Consider the following 15,782-nt stretch of genomic DNA (forward strand, 5'->3'; position numbering starts at 1 on the left):
CCCGCCGCCCGGCGGGGGCGGGACCGGCCTGTTCCCCTCCTAAAGAATGTGACATATTACTGTCGTGCCCAAGAGACACTCCCCCTCCCCGAGCAGCCGGCCGAGCCACCAGCCGGGCAGTCGGCCGAGCCGCCCGCTCGACGTCGTGATCATCGGCGCGGGCGTCGTCGGGGCCGCGTGCGCGTACTACGCGGCCCGTGCCGGACTGTCCGTGGCCGTCGTCGACCGGGGCCCGGTCGCGGGCGGCACCACCGGCGCGGGCGAGGGCAACCTGCTCGTCTCCGACAAGGAGGCCGGCCCCGAGCTGGACCTCGCACTGCTGTCGGCGGGCCTGTGGCGAGAGCTCGCCCTCGAACTCCCGCGGGAGATCGAGTACGAGTCCAAGGGCGGCCTGGTCGTCGCGTCCGACGAGGCCACGGTGAAGGCGCTACGGGGCTTCGCCGACGGCCAGCGCGCCGCCGGGGTCGAGGCGGTCGAGGTCGGCCCGGGCGAACTGCGCGACCTGGAGCCGCACCTGGCACCCGGCCTGGCGGGCGGTTTCCACTACCCGCAGGACGCCCAGGTCCAGCCCGCCCAGGCAGCGGCCCGGCTGCTCGCGACGTCCGGGGCCGAGGTGTACCTGGGGGAGGAGGTGACGGCCCTGCTCCGCACCCCGGGACCCGCCGGCTCCGGCGGACTGCGCGGCGTCCGCACGAGCCGCCGCGAACTCCTCGCCCCGGCGGTGGTCAACGCGGCCGGCACCTGGGGCGGCGCGGTGGCCGCACTGGCCGGAGTACCCCTCCCCGTCCTGCCCCGCAAGGGGTTCGTCCTCGTCACGGAGCCGCTGCCGAGGGTGGTGCGGCACAAGGTCTACGCCGCGGACTACATCGCGGACGTGGCGAGCGGCTCGGCCTCGCTCCAGTCCTCGGCGGTGGTCGAGGGCACCCCGGCCGGTCCCGTCCTCATCGGGGCCACGCGGGAGCGAGTGGGCTTCGACCGCTCGCTCTCCACGCAGGCGCTGCGTCGTCTGGCGGCGCAGGCGGCGGCGCTCTTCCCCGTCCTGGCGGACGTCCGGGTGCTGCGGGTCTACCACGGCTTCCGGCCGTACCTGCCGGACCACCTCCCGGCGATCGGCGCGGACCCGCGGGTACCGGGCCTGTTCCACGCGTGCGGCCACGAGGGCGCCGGAATCGGCCTGGCTCCGGCGACGGGCACCCTGATCACCGCAGCCCTGACGGGCGCGACCCCACCACTCGACCCGACCCCGTTCGACCCGACCCGCTTCGGGGAGCACCCTCCCAGCCCCGCCGGCATTTGAGGCGCGGGGTCACCCCGGGTCCCCAACCCCGCCCTGGGATCCCAGCCCCGCCGGCGTTTGAGGCGCGGGGTCTGGGGCGGAGCCCCAGGGGTCCAGGCGCAGCCCGGGGAACGGTGGAAGGGTGGGGAGGGGCAGGCCCCGCGCAGCGGCACCCCCACAGCCCGGCCCACCGCACCCGAACCCGTACCCACCCGCCCCAGAACCCCGCACCCGCACCCGCACACAGCTCACTGAACCCGGCAGAGGAGACCAGACGACGATGAACGAAGCGACAAGCCCCCGGCGACGGTCGCCCCGCGACCTGGTCGGCGGCGCCCCCACCGACACCTGGACCCTCGGCTTCGACGGCCGTGAACTGCCCGCGCAAGCCGGGCAGAGCATCGCCGCCGTCCTCTGGTCCGCCGGAATCCTCGCCTGGCGGACCACCCGTGAGAACGCCGCCCCCCGCGGCGCGTTCTGCGGGATCGGCAGTTGCTACGACTGCCTGGTCACCGTCAACGACCGCCCGAACCAGCGCGCGTGCCTCGTCCCCGCCCGCCCCGGCGACCGCGTCACCACCCAGGAGGGCACCGGCCATGCCGACCTCGCCGTCTGACGGCCCCGCCGCCCCCGCCCCCGCCGACCTGGCCGTAGTCGGCGCCGGCCCCGCCGGTCTCGCCGCCGCGGTGACGGCCGCGGGCCTCGGCCTGCGCGTGGTCCTCCTCGACTCGGGGGAATGCCCCGGCGGGCAGTTCTACCGCCACCCGGCGCCCGGACTCGGCGCGGCCCGCCCCGAAGCCCTGCACCACGGGTGGGCCGCCTTCGCCTCGCGCGAAGCCGCCCTGCGGGAACACGAGGAGGCCGGGAGGATCACGTACCTCCCGCTCCACCACGTCTGGACCGTGGTCCCGGGCCAGGGGCAGGAGCCCGGGCGGAGCTGGACCCTGCACGCGGTAGTCGGCCCGGGCTTCACCGCCGACGCCCACGCCGACGCCGACCCCGGAGCCACCGCCACCACCGCCGCGACCGTCCGTGCCGGCGCCGTGCTGCTCGCCACCGGGGCCTACGAGCGCCAGTTGCCCTTCCCCGGCTGGACCCTGCCCGGGGTGGTCGGGGCCGGCGGGGCGCAGGCCATGCTCAAGAGCGGGCTGGTGCTTCCGGGCAAGCGGGTGGTCGTCGCCGGGAGCGGGCCCCTGCTGCTCGCCGTGGCCGGCTCGCTCGCCGCCGCCGGAGCCCGGGTGCCCGTCGTGGTGGAGGCCGCCTCCTACACCGGGTACGCCCGCCACGTTCCCACCCTGCTCCGCAACCCCGCCAAGCTCGTCGAAGGCGCCACGTACGGCAGCGCCCTGCTCCGGCACGGGGTCCGGCTGCTCGCCCGGCACGCCGTCACCGAAGCCCACGGGACCGGGCGGGTCGAGGCCGTCACCGTGGCCCGGCTCGACCGCGACTGGCGACCGGTCGCCGGAACCGCGCGGCGCATCCCCTGCGACGCCGTCGCCGTGGGCCACGGGCTGGTGCCGCAGCTGGAGTTGGCCACCGGCCTCGGCTGCGCCACCCTCCACAGCCCCGACGGCACGGTCGCCCTGGAGCTGGACCCCGGCCAGCGGACCTCGGTCCCCGGGGTCTGGTCCGCCGGGGAGACCGGTGGGATCGGCGGTGCCCAACTGGCCCTGGCCGAGGGCGAGATCGCCGCTCACGCGATCGCGGGCCGGCCCGTCCCGGCCCGCCTCGTCCGTACCCGTACGCGGCTGCGGGCTTTCGCCGCCGCTATGGCCGGTGCGCACCGGTCGGGCCCCGGCTGGACCGGCTGGCTGCGCGAGGACACCGACGTGTGCCGCTGCGAGGAGGTCCCGGCCTCCCGGATCCGGGAGGCCGTCGAAGACCTGGGCGCACGGGACGCCCGTACGGTCAAGCTGCTCACCCGGGCCGGCATGGGCTGGTGCCAGGGCCGGATGTGCGGTCCGGCCGTGGCCGCACTGGCGGGGGAGGAGCCGGCCCCCGACCGCCGGCCGCTGTCCTGCCCGGTCCCGCTGCGCCACCTCGCGAGCCTTCCCGAGGAGCCCGCCGCCGGACTTCCCGGCGAGCCCGCCGCCGGGGTCCCCACCGAACTTTCCACCCCCGAACGCTGATCAGGCGCGCCACAACTCTTGTGGCCGCCTCGCGCCCACTAGTAAAATGTCACACATCACCCTAGGGAGCTCTCTCATGACCCACGCGCACACCCCCGCGCCCACCACCGCCACGGACACCCGCACCCGCCCCTGGCACGGCATCATGGTCGCCACCGCGCTACCCCTGCGGGAAGACCTGAGCGTGGACTACGACGCCTACGCCGAACACGTGGCCTGGCTGATCGCCAACGGCTGCGACGGCGTCGTCCCCAACGGCTCCCTCGGCGAGTACCAGACCCTCACCGACGAAGAGCGCGCACGCGTCGTCCGTACCGCCGTCGAGGCCGCCGGTGACGGCGCCCGCGTCATGCCCGGCGTCGCCGCCTACGGCAGCGCCGAGTCCCTGCGCTGGGCCGAACAGGCCGCCGAGGCCGGCGCCGGGTCCGTGCTGCTCCTGCCGCCCAACGCCTTCCGCGCCGACGAGGCCACCGTCCGCGCGCACTACGCGGAGGTCGCCCGCGCCGGGCTGCCCGTGGTCGCGTACAACAACCCCATCGACACCAAGGTGGACCTGGTCCCGGCCCTCCTCGCCCGGCTCCACGCGGACGGCTCCATCGTCGCCGTCAAGGAGTTCAGCGGAGACGTCCGCCGCGCCTACGAGATCGCCGAACTGGCCCCGGGTCTCGACCTGTTGATCGGCGCCGACGATGTCCTGCTCGAACTGGCCCTGGCCGGGGCCGTCGGCTGGATCGCCGGCTACCCCAACGCCCTCCCGCAGTCCTGCGCCACCCTCTACAAGGCCGCCGTCGCCGGGGACCTCACCACCGCCCTCCCGCTCTACAAGTCCCTCCACTCGCTGCTGCGCTGGGACTCCAAGACCGAGTTCGTCCAGGCCATCAAGCTCTCCATGGACCTGGCCGGCCGGCCCGGCGGCGCCACCCGCCCGCCGCGCTTCCCGCTGACCGGCGAGATCGAGGCCGCGGTCCGCGCCGCCACCGAGAAGGCCCTCGCCGAGGGCCTCAACTAGTGCTGTGACCGGAAGGGTTCACCTTTCCGGTCACGGCACCAGCCACGTCGACCCGCCACGTACGAGGCCCCGACCCACACGGTCGGCCGGTCCCGTACGAGGCCCCGACCCACACGCCGACCAGGCAGTCAGGGGGAGCGCACGATGCGCACGCGCCACATCTACCACGCGGTGGACTCGCACACCGAGGGGATGCCCACCCGGGTGATCACCGGGGGCGTCGGGGTGATCCCCGGCGCCACCATGGCCGCCAAGCGGCTCCACTTCATCGAGCACCTGGACCACATCCGGACCCTGCTCATGTACGAACCGCGCGGCCACTCCGCGATGAGCGGCGCCATCCTGCAGCCCCCCACCCGCCCCGACGCCGACTACGGCGTGGTCTTCATCGAGGTGTCGGGCCTGCTCCCCATGTGCGGGCACGGCACCATCGGGGTCGCCACCGTCCTCGTCGAGACCGGCATGGTCCCGGTCGTCGAGCCGGTCACCACCGTCCGGCTCGACACCCCGGCCGGACTGGTGAGCGTCGACGTGCTCGTCGAGGACGGTGCCGCCACCGCCGTCACCCTCACCAACGTCCCCTCCTTCAGCGTCGGCCTCGACCTCAAGGCCGAGGTCCCCGGCTACGGCACGGTCACCTACGACCTCGCCTACGGCGGCAACTTCTACGCCTTCGTCGAACTCGACTCCCTGGGCCTCCCCTTCGACCGGGAGCGCAAGGAGGACCTGATCGCCGCGGGCCTCGCCGTCATGGACGCGATCAACGCCTCCGACGACCGGCCCACCCACCCCGAGAACCCGGCGATCGGCGGGGTCAAGCACGTCTACCTCGCCGCCCCGGGCTCCGACGCCCACCGCTCCCGGCACGCGATGGCCATCCACCCCGGCTGGTTCGACCGCTCGCCCTGCGGTACGGGAACCAGCGCGCGCATGGCGCAGCTGCATGCCCGGGGACTGCTGCCCCTGGACACGGACTTCGTCAACGAGTCCTTCATCGGCACCGAGTTCACGGGCCGCCTCGTCGGCGAGACCACCGTGGCCGGGATCCCGGCCGTCGTGCCCACCGTCACCGGCCGGGCCTGGATCACCGGCACCGCCCAGTACTTCCTCGACCCGTCCGACCCCTTCCCCGGAGGGTTCCTGCTGTGACCGCCACCCCCGAGTCCGCCCCGGCCCCGGCGTCGGCCCAGGCCCCCGCGCCCACCGTCGTCCGCACCGCCGACTACCACACCGCCGGGGAGCCGTTCCGGATCGTCGACACCCTCGCGGACGGCCTGCCGCCCGCCCCCGGGGACACCGTCGCCGCACGCTGCGCCACCGCCATCGGGCCGGGAGGCTCCGGCACCGCGCCGCGGCGGGGCGCCCTGGACGACGTACGGCGGCTGCTGGTGCAGGAGCCGCGCGGGCACGCCGGGATGTACGGGGGGTTCGTGGTGCCGCCCGACGACGACGGGGCCCACTTCGGGGTGCTGTTCTGGCACAAGGACGGCTACTCCACCGCCTGCGGCCACGGCACCATGGCGCTCGGCGCCTGGGCAGTGGACACCGGCCGGGTCCCCGCGCCCGCGGACGGGGACGTGCCCGTACGGATCGACGTGCCCTCGGGGCGGGTCGGCGCGACCGTGCACCGCGCCGGGGGCCGCACCACCGGGGTCACCTTCCGCAACGTCCCGGCCCGCACCAGCGCCCGCAAGGTGCCCGTCGCCACCACCCTGGGCCTGGCCGAGGTGGACATCGCGCACGCCGGGGCCTGCTACGCCTCCGTCGCGGCGCGGGACCTCGGTCTGGAGGTGACCCGGGCCTGCCTGCCCTCGCTGGTGCGCGCCGGAGTGGAGATCCGGGCCGCGCTCGCCACCCATCCGGGGACCTGGCACCCCGGCGGGCCGCTGCTCTCCGGGGTCTACGGGGTGATCTTCTACGAGGAACTGCCCGACACCCCCTTCGGCCCGCACCAGCGCAACGTCACCGTCTTCGCCGACGGGCAGATCGACCGGTCGCCCTGCGGCTCCGGCACCTCGGCGCGGCTCGCGCTGCTGGCCGAGGACGGGCGGCTGGGGGCGGGGGACGACCTGCTGCACGAGTCGGTGACCGGCACGGTGTTCACCGGCCGCGTCGCCTCGGCCGTGGAGGCCGGGCTGGTCACGGAGGTCACCGGAGCCGCGTACCGCACCGGCGAGCACACCTTCACCGTGGATCCGTACGACGCCCTCGGCACCGGGTTCCTGCTGTGACGCGACCTCCTGTGACGCGACCTGCCGTGACGCCGACCGGTGCGATCCGGCAGTTCTCGGCGGCCGAGACGGCCGGGCTCCTGGGCCCGGCCGCCGCCGCGGACGCGCTGGCCGGAGTACTGCGGGCCGGTCTGGACCCGGAGAGCTGCCCGCCGCGCGGGGCCATGGCAGTGCCGGGCGGCGGGCAGCTGCTGGTGATGCCTGCCGCGGCCGGGGCCTACGCGGGAGTCAAGATCGCGGGGGTCGCGCCGGGGAACCCGGCGCGCGGCCTGCCCCGGATCACCGGCACCTACCTGCTCCTGGACGGGCCCACCCTGCGCCCGCTGGCCCTGTTCGACGGGGCCGCGCTGACCACCCTGCGCACCCCGGCGGTCTCGGCGCTCGCGCTGCGCCACCTGGTCCCGGAGGGCCGGCCGCTGCGGCTGCTGCTCTTCGGGTCGGGGCCGCAGGCGTACGGGCACCTCGAAGCGGTGCTGGCGATGCGGCGGTTGGCGGAGGTGGTGGTCGTGGCCCGGACGGGATCACCCAACGGCGCCGAGGGCGCCGGGAAACTGGCCGCGCACGCCCGTGGACTCGGGGTCCCGGCCCGGACGGGGGTGGCGGCCGAGGTGGCCGACGCCGACCTGGTGATCTGCTGCACCACGGCTCGCGAACCCCTTTTCGACGGGCGGCTGATCGCACCGGGCGCCACGGTCGTGGCGGTCGGCTCGCACGAGCCGGAAGCCCGGGAGGTGGACACGGCCCTGGTCAGGCGGGCGGCCGTGTACGTGGAATCGCGTGCGGCGGCCCTGCGCGAGGCGGGGGACCTGCTGGTTCCGGAGGCGGAGGGGGCCATCGGACCCGGCCACATCACGGGCACCCTGGCCGAGTTGGTGGCGGGCCGGATGCCGGCCGGCGGGACGGCAAGTTGTCCACAGCTCTTCAAGACCGTGGGCATGGCCTGGGAAGATCTGGCTGTGGCGGTCGCGCTGTTCGAGGCCGCGGGAGGCGGCGTCCAGTGAGGAGCAAGCGCAACGTGACATTGTACGCTGTTCCTCCGCACGCCAATGGTGTGAGCGGTCTCGGAGGAAATGCAATGGGTGACCTGAAGCAGCACAGTCTCATCAAGGCCCAGGAACGGCTCCGCGACCAGGTCGGCCACGCCCTCCGAGCGGCCCTGATAGCGGGCGAACTGCGCCCCGGCAGCGTCTACTCCGCCCCCGGCCTCGCGGCCGAGCTCGGCGTCTCCGCCACCCCGGTGCGCGAGGCCATGCTCGACCTGGCTCGCGAAGGCCTGGTCGAGCCGGTCCGCAACAAGGGATTTCGGATCACCGAGGTCAGCGAGCGCGACCTCGACCAGTACACCGAACTGCGCACGATGATCGAGGTCCCGACCATCGGCCGGATCACCAAGATCGCGACCCCGGCGCAGCTCGAGGCCCTGCGCCCGATCGCCGAGGAGATCGTGACGAGCGCCCGCGAGCACAACCTCATCGGGTACCTGGAGGCCGACCGCCGCTTCCACCTGTCCCTGCTGGCCCTCGCGGGCAACGACCGCCTGGTCGAAACGGTCGGCGACCTGCGCAAGCGCTCCCGCCTGTACGGGCTGACCGGCCTGGACGAGGCCGGCAAGCTGGTCTCCTCGGCCGAGGAGCACATCGAGCTGCTCGACCTGATGCTCACCGGCGACTCGGAGGCGGCCGAAGCCTGCATGACCCGCCACCTGGGCCACGTCCGCTCCCTCTGGGCCCAGGGCCGCGACGAACCGGTCGGCCGCACCCCGGGCGGCCTGGGCTCAGGCGCCCTGGGCTCGACGGGCTGACCCGGCGGGGACTGCGCTACGGCGCGCCCGCGCCCGGTGGCTCCGCCCCCCGGGCGGCGGCCCGGTCGAGCACCGCCCGCATCGCCTCCACTTGCAGTCGGGGCGAGGAGGCGGCGGCTGCCACCACGGCCTCCGAGCCGTCGCCGAGCAGGCGCAGCAGGATGTCCGGCGCCGTCCGGGGGTCCTTGGCGACGGCGCGACGGACTGCGTGGGCCTCATCTGCCGCCATGCATTCCCGCAAGGCGGCCGGCAGATCCGGGTCGGGCAGGGCGAGGACGCGCATGCGCGCCTCCGGGTCGGCGGCGAACCGCCGGAGCGTCTCGGGTGGGAACGCGAAGTAATCCGCGGGGCGCTCCCGGAACTTCGACCGTCCGTGGCGCCGCTCGATGTCCTCGGCGGTGGCGAGGTCCACATCGGGAGTGCGCGACAGAGCGATCATGCGGGTCGTCGGGTCCTCGTCCGCAAGCATCCGCCTCAGCAGTGCGGCAGGCAGCCGATCGCTGCGGGCCGCCGCGCGCCGCATGCCCCGGGACGGGGACGTGGCGTGGGGGACGGGGTCGTCTTCGATCCAGGGATAGAGCTCCATGTCGAGGAAGATGAGGACGATTTCGCAGAGGAGGTCGTCCTCCTCCGCGTTCTCCCAGTCCTCGTCGGACCGGCGGGCTCCTGCCGTCAGCCACGCGTGGATCTCCGTGCGGAGCTCCGGCGGGGTGTCGGCGCGGGCGAAGACCTTTCCCCGGACGTCGGGGCTCGGGTCCCTGGCAAGCAGGTCGCGGGGCGGCCGGTGTCGACAGGCGGAGGTCCGTACCGCCGTCTCGGTATCGGTGAGGAGCCTTCGCAGGAGGTCCTCGGGCAGTTCCGCCCCGCCCCGGGCGACTGCCTCGCGTACCCGGGCGTCGGGATCTACGGCCAGCACGGCCAGCGACTTGGCCTTCCGGGCGGGGCGCCCCGAGAGGGCCGTCCGCTCCGCCCCGGGATCGGCGGCGAACTGGGCCTGCCGCCCGTAGAGGGCGGCCTCCACCTTCGCCCGCGCCGCTCGTACCTTCGGGTCCGGGTCGGCGGCCAGCCGTGCGGCGAACTCCGGCGGCAGTGCCTCGGCGTGCGCGAGTGCCTCGGCTGCGCCGTGCGCCAGGAACGCCTCGCACAGGGCCGGGCCCAGGGCGATTCCCTTCCGGCGGGCCAGTGGGAGCGGGGCCATCCCGTAGGGCAGCAGTCGCACCGCGAGTTCCTCCGGGAGAGCTGGGTTCCGGGCCGGCCCTTGCAGCACCTCGGCCGGGTGTGCGAGCTCGGGCAGCGCAGGCGGCCGTATCGGATCCATGGCGGGAGCATAGGAGGCGGCCCCAACGCCCTTCGGCCCGCCCGCATTTGGACACGGCTGGATAACGGCCGCTCCGACCCCTTGTCAGTACAATTTCACATTACTATGTTACCGGTCACACTATAGAGCGCGGCCCTTCACTGGAGTGACCCATGACCAAGCGCACCCAACTCGCCCTCGCCACCGCCCTGGTGGCCGTACTCGCACTCGGTGCTTCGGGATGCTCCGACCCCAAGAAGGGCTCCGCCGGAGGCGGTGGCGCCTCCAACCCCGCCGCCGGCAACGACGGGAAGATCCTCGGCGGGACCCCCGTCAAGGGCGGCACGCTCACCGTCCTGTCCAACCAGGACTTCGCCCACCTCGACCCCGCCCGCAACTGGGTGATGCCGACGATGGACTTCGGCACCCGCCTCCTCTACCGCACCCTCGTCACCTTCAAGGCCGAGCCCGGGAAGGGCGGCAGCGAGCTCGTACCCGACCTCGCCACCGACCTCGGCACCCCCTCCAACGGCGGCCGGACCTGGACCTTCACCCTCAAGGAGGGCCTGAAGTACGAGGACGGCTCGGCCATCAAGGCGCAGGACATCAAGTACAACGTCGAGCGCTCCTTCGCCCCCGACCTCACCGGCGGCCCCGACTACGCGGCCCAGTACCTGGCCGGCACCGAGGGCTACAAGGGCCCGCTCCAGGGCAAGCACCTCGACTCCGTCAAGACCCCCGACGACCGCACGATCGTCTTCGAACTGAAGCGTCCCGTCGCCGAGTTCTCCGCCACCGCCACCCTCCCCACCTTCGCGCCCGTCCCCGAAGCGCAGGAGAAGGGCACGCAGTACGACGCCCGGCCGTTCTCCTCGGGCCCCTACAAGATCGAGTCGTACGACCGCGACAAGAAGCTCGTCCTGGTCCGCAACGAGCACTGGGACGCCAAGACCGACAGCGTCCGCAAGGCCTACCCGGACAAGTTCGTCGTGGTCATGGGCCTCAAGGGCGGCCAGATCGACGACCGGATCATCGCCTCCGAGGGCGCCGACGGCTCCAGCGTCCAGTGGTCCGACATGCGGCCCGAGAGCGCCCCCAAGGTGCTGCCGAAGCCGGATGTCAAGCAGCGGCTGCTGGCCGAGTCGCAGGGCTGTACCGAGATGCTCCAGATGAACAACTCCCGTGCCCCCTTCGACGACCCGAAGGTCCGCGAGGCCGTGCAGTACGCCCTCGACAAGGAGGCCGTGATCACCGCGGACGGCGGTCCGGCCCTCAACGAGGTCGCCACCGCCTACCTGCCCCCGGCCCTCTCCGGCGGCAAGCAGGCCGACACCCTGAAGATCGCGCCGTCCGGCGACCCGGCCAAGGCCAAGGAACTGCTCAAGGCCGCGGGCAAGGAGACCCTGAAGGTCTCCCTCTCCGTCTCCACCGGGGACAAGGGCCAGGCCGAGGCCGTCCAGCAGGGCCTGGGCCGGGCCGGGATCGAGGTGGTCATCGACACCGTCGACCCGGGCGCGTACTACGACGTCATCGGCGACACCACCACCGCGCCCGACCTCGTACTCGCCGGCTGGTGCCCCGACTACCCCTCCGGCTCCACCTTCCTGCCCTTCGTCTTCGACGGCCGCACCATCAAGGCCAAGGGCAACCAGGGCAACCTCGCGCAGTTCCGCGACGACGCCACGATGAAGCGGATCGACGAGATCAACGCGATGGCCGACGCCAAGCAGGCCAACCAGGCCTGGATCGACCTCGACGCCGAGATCATGAAGAAGGCCCCGGCCGTCCCCGTCCTGCTGGAGCGCAAGCCGCTGCTGGTCGGCACCAACATCGCCGGCGCCTTCGGCCACCCCGTGTGGGTCGGCCAGATCGACTACGCGACCGTCGGCCTCAAGGACCCCGCCAAGAGCCAGAGCCAGGGCTGATCATGACCGCCGCCATCGCCGCCCCGTCCAAGGACGCGGCGGCGGTCGCGGAGGTACCTCCGGGCAGCAGCCCCTGGCAGCTCGCCCGGCGGGAACTCCGCCGCCGCCCCGCCGTCCGCGTCAGCCTCTGCGTCGTCCTCCTCTTCGTCCTGATGGCCGCCACCGCCCCCTGGCTGGGTGCGCTCGGCGGCTGGTCCCCGGAGGAGTTCGACAAGTCCGCCATCGACCCCTACCTGGGCGGCCAGCCGCTCGGCTCCTTCGGCGGGATCAGCCCCGAGCACTGGCTCGGCGTGGAACCCGTCACCGGCCGCGACCTGTTCGCCCGCGTGGTCCACGGCGCCCAGGTCTCGCTCCTCATCGCCTTCGCCGCCACCGCCATCGTCGTCATCACGGGCACCGCCGCCGGAATCGCCGCCGGCTACTTCGGCGGCCGCACCGACGCCGTCCTGTCCCGCCTGATGGACCTGACGATGTCCTTCCCGTCCCTCATCTTCATGATCGCGATGCTGTCCGTGGCCAAGGACGTCAACCGGATCCTCCTCATGACCGCCGTCATCGGCCTCTTCGGCTGGCCCGGCGTCGCCCGCGTGGTGCGGGGCCAGGCCCTCTCCCTCAGACACCGCGAGTACGTGGACGCCGCCCGCGTCGGCGGCGCGAGCTCCTGGCGGATCCTGACCCGGGACATCCTCCCGGGCGTCTCCGGGCCGGTCATCGCCTACACCACCCTGCTCATCCCCGGCATGATCAGCACCGAGGCCGCGCTCAGCTACCTCGGCGTGGGCGTCCGCCCTCCCACCCCCTCCTGGGGCCAGATGATCGCCGAGTCGGTGGCCTTCTACGAGACCGACCCCATGTACTTCGTCATCCCCAGCCTCTTCCTCTTCCTCGCCGTGCTCGCCTTCACCCTCCTCGGCGACGCCCTGCGCGATATCCTCGACCCGAGGGGCGCCCGGACGTGATCCTCTACTTCCTGCGCCGCGTGCTCGCCCTCGCAGGGGTGCTGCTCGCCATCGCCGCCGTCACCTTCCTCATCTTCTACGTGCTCCCCTCCGACCCGGCCGCGGCCGCCTGCGGAAAGACCTGCAGCGCCGAGCGGCTGGCCGACGTACGCGCGTACCTCGGCCTCGACCGGCCCCTGTGGGACCAGTTCGGCGACTTCCTCACCGGGATCTTCACCGGGCGCACCCTGGGCACCGGCCAGTACGCCGTGCAGTGCGACTTCCCCTGCCTGGGCTACTCCTACGAGAACTCCCTGCCCGTCTGGGACCTGCTCATGGACCGCCTCCCGGTCTCCGCCTCCCTCGCCGTGGGCGCGGCCGCCCTCTGGCTCGTCCTCGGCCTCGGCGCCGGAGTCACCGCCGCACTGCGCAAGGACACCGCCACCGACAAGGTCCTCATGGTCGGAGCGGTCGCCGCCGCCTCCCTGCCCGTCTACTTCACCTCCGTGATGCTGATCTACGGGGTCATCCGCATCGCCGGACTCCTGCCCTACCCCGCCTACCAGCCCTTCACCGAGAACCCGCTCGCCTGGGCGAGCAACCTGCTCCTGCCCTGGACCGCACTCGCCCTGCTCTACGCCGCCATGTACGCCCGCCAGAGCCGCGGTTCGATGATCGAGGCGATGGCCGAGCCGTACATCCGTACCGCCCGCGCCAAGGGCATGCCCGAGCGCACCGTCGTCGTCAAACACGGGCTGCGGTCCGGAATGACCCCGATCCTGACCATCTTCGGCATGGACCTCGGCGGCCTGCTCGCCGGAGCCGTCATCACCGAGTCCATCTTCGGACTCCCCGGCATCGGGCGGCTGTTCTACGGGGCGCTCGTCAGCTCGGACCAGCCCGTCGTGCTCGGGGTCACCCTCCTCGCCGCCTTCTTCATCGTCGTCGCGAACCTCGCCGTCGACCTCCTGTACGCCGTCATCGACCCGAGGGTGAGGTACTGATGCCCCCGCCGCCCCAGACGTCCCTGCCGTCCCAAGCGTCCGGGTCGTCCCCGACGCCCAAGGCGCCCCTGCTCCAGGTGCGCGACCTGCGCGTCACCTTCACCACACCACGAGGCTCCGTACGCGCCGTCGACTCCCTCGGCTTCACCGTCGAGGCGGGCCGGACGCTGGGCATCGTCGGCGAATCCGGCTCCGGCAAGTCCGTCACCTCCCTCGCCGTCATGGGACTGCACCGGGGGGCCGAGATCGGCGGCTCCGTCGCCCTCGACGGACAGGAGCTGACCACCAAGTCGGAGAAGGAACTCTCCAAGCTGCGCGGCCGCAAGATGGCCATGATCTTCCAGGACCCGCTCTCCAGCCTGCACCCCTACTACACGGTCGGCGAGCAGATCGCCGAGCACTTCCGGGTCCACTTCAGGGCCGGCCGGGCCGCCGCGAAACGGCGCGCGGTCGACATGCTCGGCGAGGTCGGCATCCCGGAACCGGCCCGCCGGGCGGGGGAGTACCCGCACCAGTTCTCCGGCGGCATGCGCCAGCGCGCGATGATCGCGATGGCGCTGGCCTGCGAACCCGAACTGCTCATCGCCGACGAGCCGACCACCGCCCTCGACGTCACCGTCCAGGCGCAGATCCTGGAGCTGATCGCCCGGCTCCAGCAGGAGCGCGGCCTCGGAGTCGTCATGATCACCCACGATCTGGGGGTGGTGGCCCGGGTGGCCCACGAGGTCCTGGTCATGTACGGCGGCCGCGCCGCCGAACAGGCCCCGGTGGACGAGCTGTTCGCCGACCCCGCCCATCCGTACACCAGGGGCCTGCTCGACTCGCTGCCCCGGCTGGACGACCAGGACGACGCACCGCTACGGGCCATCCCCGGCTCACCGCCCTCCCTGCTGGCCCCGGCCCCGGGGTGCGCGTTCGCCCCGCGCTGCCCGAAGGCGGGCGAGGGCTGCGAAGACCTGCGGCCGGAGCTCGCCGCCTACGGGGACGGGCCGGCGCGCACGGTCGCCTGCCACTACGCCGGCACCGCAGCGGAGATGACCCGATGACCGCGACCTCAGACACGACGGCCGACACGACCACCGACGCGACGGCCCGTGCGACCACAGACCGGCCGCTGCTCTCCGTACGCGACCTCACGATGGCCTTCCCCGGCAAGCGGACCGCGACCGGGCGCCGGGGGGCGCCCGTGCGCGCCGTGGACGGAGTCTCCTTCGACCTGGCGGCCGGTCAGACCCTGGGCCTGGTCGGTGAGTCGGGCTGCGGCAAGTCCACCACCGGACGCATGATCGTCCGACTCCTCGAACCGACCTCCGGGAGCGTGGAGTTCGAGGGCAAGGACATCAGCCGGCTCTCCCAGCCGGCCCTGCGCCCCCTGCGCCGCCACCTCCAGATGGTCTTCCAGGACCCGCACTCCTCGCTCAACCCCCGCCAGACGGTGGCCCGGATCATCTCCGACCCGCTGCTGGTCCAGGGCTGGTCGGCGTCCGACGCACGCCGCCGGGCCGCCGAACTGATGGACCTCGTCGGGCTGATCCCCGAGCACATCGACCGCTACCCGCACGAGTTCTCCGGCGGCCAGGCGCAACGGATCGGCATCGCCCGCTCGCTCGCCACCAGCCCCCGGCTGATCATCGCCGACGAGCCGGTCTCCGCGCTCGACGTCTCGGTCCAGGCGCAGATCGTCAACCTGATGGAGCGGCTGCGCGCCGAACTGGGCCTGGCCTACGTGTTCATCGCGCACGACCTGTCGATCGTCAAGCGGGTGAGCGACCGGGTCGCCGTCATGTACCTCGGCCGGATCGTGGAGATCGGCGACAAGAAGTCCCTCTACGACAACCCCCAACACCCCTACACCCGGGCCCTGCTCTCCGCGGTCCCGCTCCCCGACCCGGCGGCGGAGCGCCGCCGCGAACGCATCGTCCTCCTGGGCGACCCTCCGAGCCCGGCCTCCCCACCCCCGGGCTGCACCTTCCACCCGAGATGCGCAAAGGCTCAGCCGGTGTGCCGGGTGGAACGCCCGCTCCTGCGGATCGCGGAGTCACGCGAGGTGGCGTGCCACTTCCCGGGCGACTGACGGGCGGTGAATCCAGCCCCTCCGGCGTTTGAGGAGCGGGGTCCGGGGCGGAGCCCCGGGGAACGGTGGAAGGGTGGGTAGGGGACAGGCCCCGCGCA

The 15,782-nt window shown here is 73.4% G+C and carries 14 protein-coding genes; 13 read left to right on the forward strand and 1 reads right to left on the reverse strand.

The annotated features are described in order from the left end of the window. The first annotated feature begins 145 nt into the window (after window positions 1-145). The 8 genes from OG490_RS28505 (at window position 146) to OG490_RS28540 (ending at window position 8,446) form a co-directional block, all read left to right on the forward strand. Window positions 146-1,297: an NAD(P)/FAD-dependent oxidoreductase gene (locus OG490_RS28505; protein ID WP_330301105.1), complete on the forward strand. Its 1,152-nt coding sequence runs from the start codon at window positions 146-148 to the stop codon at window positions 1,295-1,297. Window positions 1,298-1,556: 259 nt separating this feature from the next. After that, window positions 1,557-1,892, forward strand: a complete 336-nt coding sequence (locus tag OG490_RS28510) for a (2Fe-2S)-binding protein (RefSeq protein ID WP_330299122.1) — start codon at window positions 1,557-1,559, stop codon at window positions 1,890-1,892. Beyond that, window positions 1,873-3,405, forward strand: a complete 1,533-nt coding sequence (locus tag OG490_RS28515; RefSeq protein ID WP_330299123.1) for an FAD/NAD(P)-dependent oxidoreductase — start codon at window positions 1,873-1,875, stop codon at window positions 3,403-3,405. The genes OG490_RS28510 and OG490_RS28515 overlap by 20 nt, the downstream gene beginning before the upstream one ends. A 76-nt stretch (window positions 3,406-3,481) precedes the next feature. After that, complete coding sequence (locus tag OG490_RS28520; protein ID WP_330299124.1) at window positions 3,482-4,414, forward strand: dihydrodipicolinate synthase family protein; 933 nt, start codon at window positions 3,482-3,484, stop codon at window positions 4,412-4,414. A gap of 144 nt (window positions 4,415-4,558) precedes the next feature. Further along, a complete protein-coding gene (locus OG490_RS28525; protein WP_330299125.1) occupies window positions 4,559-5,563 on the forward strand; it encodes a proline racemase family protein in 1,005 nt (334 codons plus the stop codon). Further along, a complete protein-coding gene (locus tag OG490_RS28530) occupies window positions 5,560-6,645 on the forward strand; it encodes a proline racemase family protein (RefSeq protein WP_443065888.1) in 1,086 nt (361 codons plus the stop codon). Before OG490_RS28525 ends, OG490_RS28530 begins: the two co-directional genes overlap by 4 nt. Window positions 6,646-6,671: 26 nt before the next feature. After that, window positions 6,672-7,646 carry an ornithine cyclodeaminase family protein gene (locus tag OG490_RS28535; RefSeq protein WP_330299126.1) on the forward strand — a complete coding sequence of 325 codons (975 nt, stop codon included), beginning with the start codon at window positions 6,672-6,674 and terminating at the stop codon, window positions 7,644-7,646. A 74-nt stretch (window positions 7,647-7,720) separates the two neighbouring features. Next, entirely contained in the window at window positions 7,721-8,446 is a 726-nt protein-coding gene (locus tag OG490_RS28540) for a GntR family transcriptional regulator (RefSeq protein ID WP_330299127.1), read from the forward strand. A gap of 16 nt (window positions 8,447-8,462) precedes the next feature. Here OG490_RS28540 and OG490_RS28545 read toward each other — a convergent pair whose 3' ends face one another. Further along, window positions 8,463-9,764: a hypothetical protein gene (locus OG490_RS28545; protein ID WP_330299128.1), complete on the reverse strand. Its 1,302-nt coding sequence runs from the start codon at window positions 9,762-9,764 to the stop codon at window positions 8,463-8,465. A 152-nt stretch (window positions 9,765-9,916) separates the two neighbouring features. Here OG490_RS28545 and OG490_RS28550 point away from each other — a divergent pair, with 152 nt between their 5' ends. The 5 genes from OG490_RS28550 to OG490_RS28570 all read left to right on the forward strand — a co-directional run bounded on the left by OG490_RS28550 (window position 9,917) and on the right by OG490_RS28570 (window position 15,684). Beyond that, window positions 9,917-11,668: an ABC transporter substrate-binding protein gene (locus OG490_RS28550; protein ID WP_330299129.1), complete on the forward strand. Its 1,752-nt coding sequence runs from the start codon at window positions 9,917-9,919 to the stop codon at window positions 11,666-11,668. Between the two features lie 2 nt (window positions 11,669-11,670). After that, window positions 11,671-12,627 carry an ABC transporter permease gene (locus OG490_RS28555; RefSeq protein WP_330299130.1) on the forward strand — a complete coding sequence of 319 codons (957 nt, stop codon included), beginning with the start codon at window positions 11,671-11,673 and terminating at the stop codon, window positions 12,625-12,627. Next, entirely contained in the window at window positions 12,624-13,610 is a 987-nt protein-coding gene (locus tag OG490_RS28560; protein WP_330299131.1) for an ABC transporter permease, read from the forward strand. Before OG490_RS28555 ends, OG490_RS28560 begins: the two co-directional genes overlap by 4 nt. Beyond that, window positions 13,610-14,656 (forward strand): ABC transporter ATP-binding protein, encoded by a 1,047-nt coding sequence (locus OG490_RS28565; protein WP_330299132.1) that lies wholly within the window; start codon window positions 13,610-13,612, stop codon window positions 14,654-14,656. Before OG490_RS28560 ends, OG490_RS28565 begins: the two co-directional genes overlap by 1 nt. Window positions 14,657-14,748: 92 nt before the next feature. Then, window positions 14,749-15,684 carry an ABC transporter ATP-binding protein gene (locus OG490_RS28570; RefSeq protein ID WP_330301107.1) on the forward strand — a complete coding sequence of 312 codons (936 nt, stop codon included), beginning with the start codon at window positions 14,749-14,751 and terminating at the stop codon, window positions 15,682-15,684. The last annotated feature ends 98 nt before the right edge of the window (window positions 15,685-15,782 follow it).

This window comes from Streptomyces sp. NBC_00503, from assembly GCF_036346895.1.
Lineage (GTDB): Bacteria > Actinomycetota > Actinomycetes > Streptomycetales > Streptomycetaceae > Streptomyces.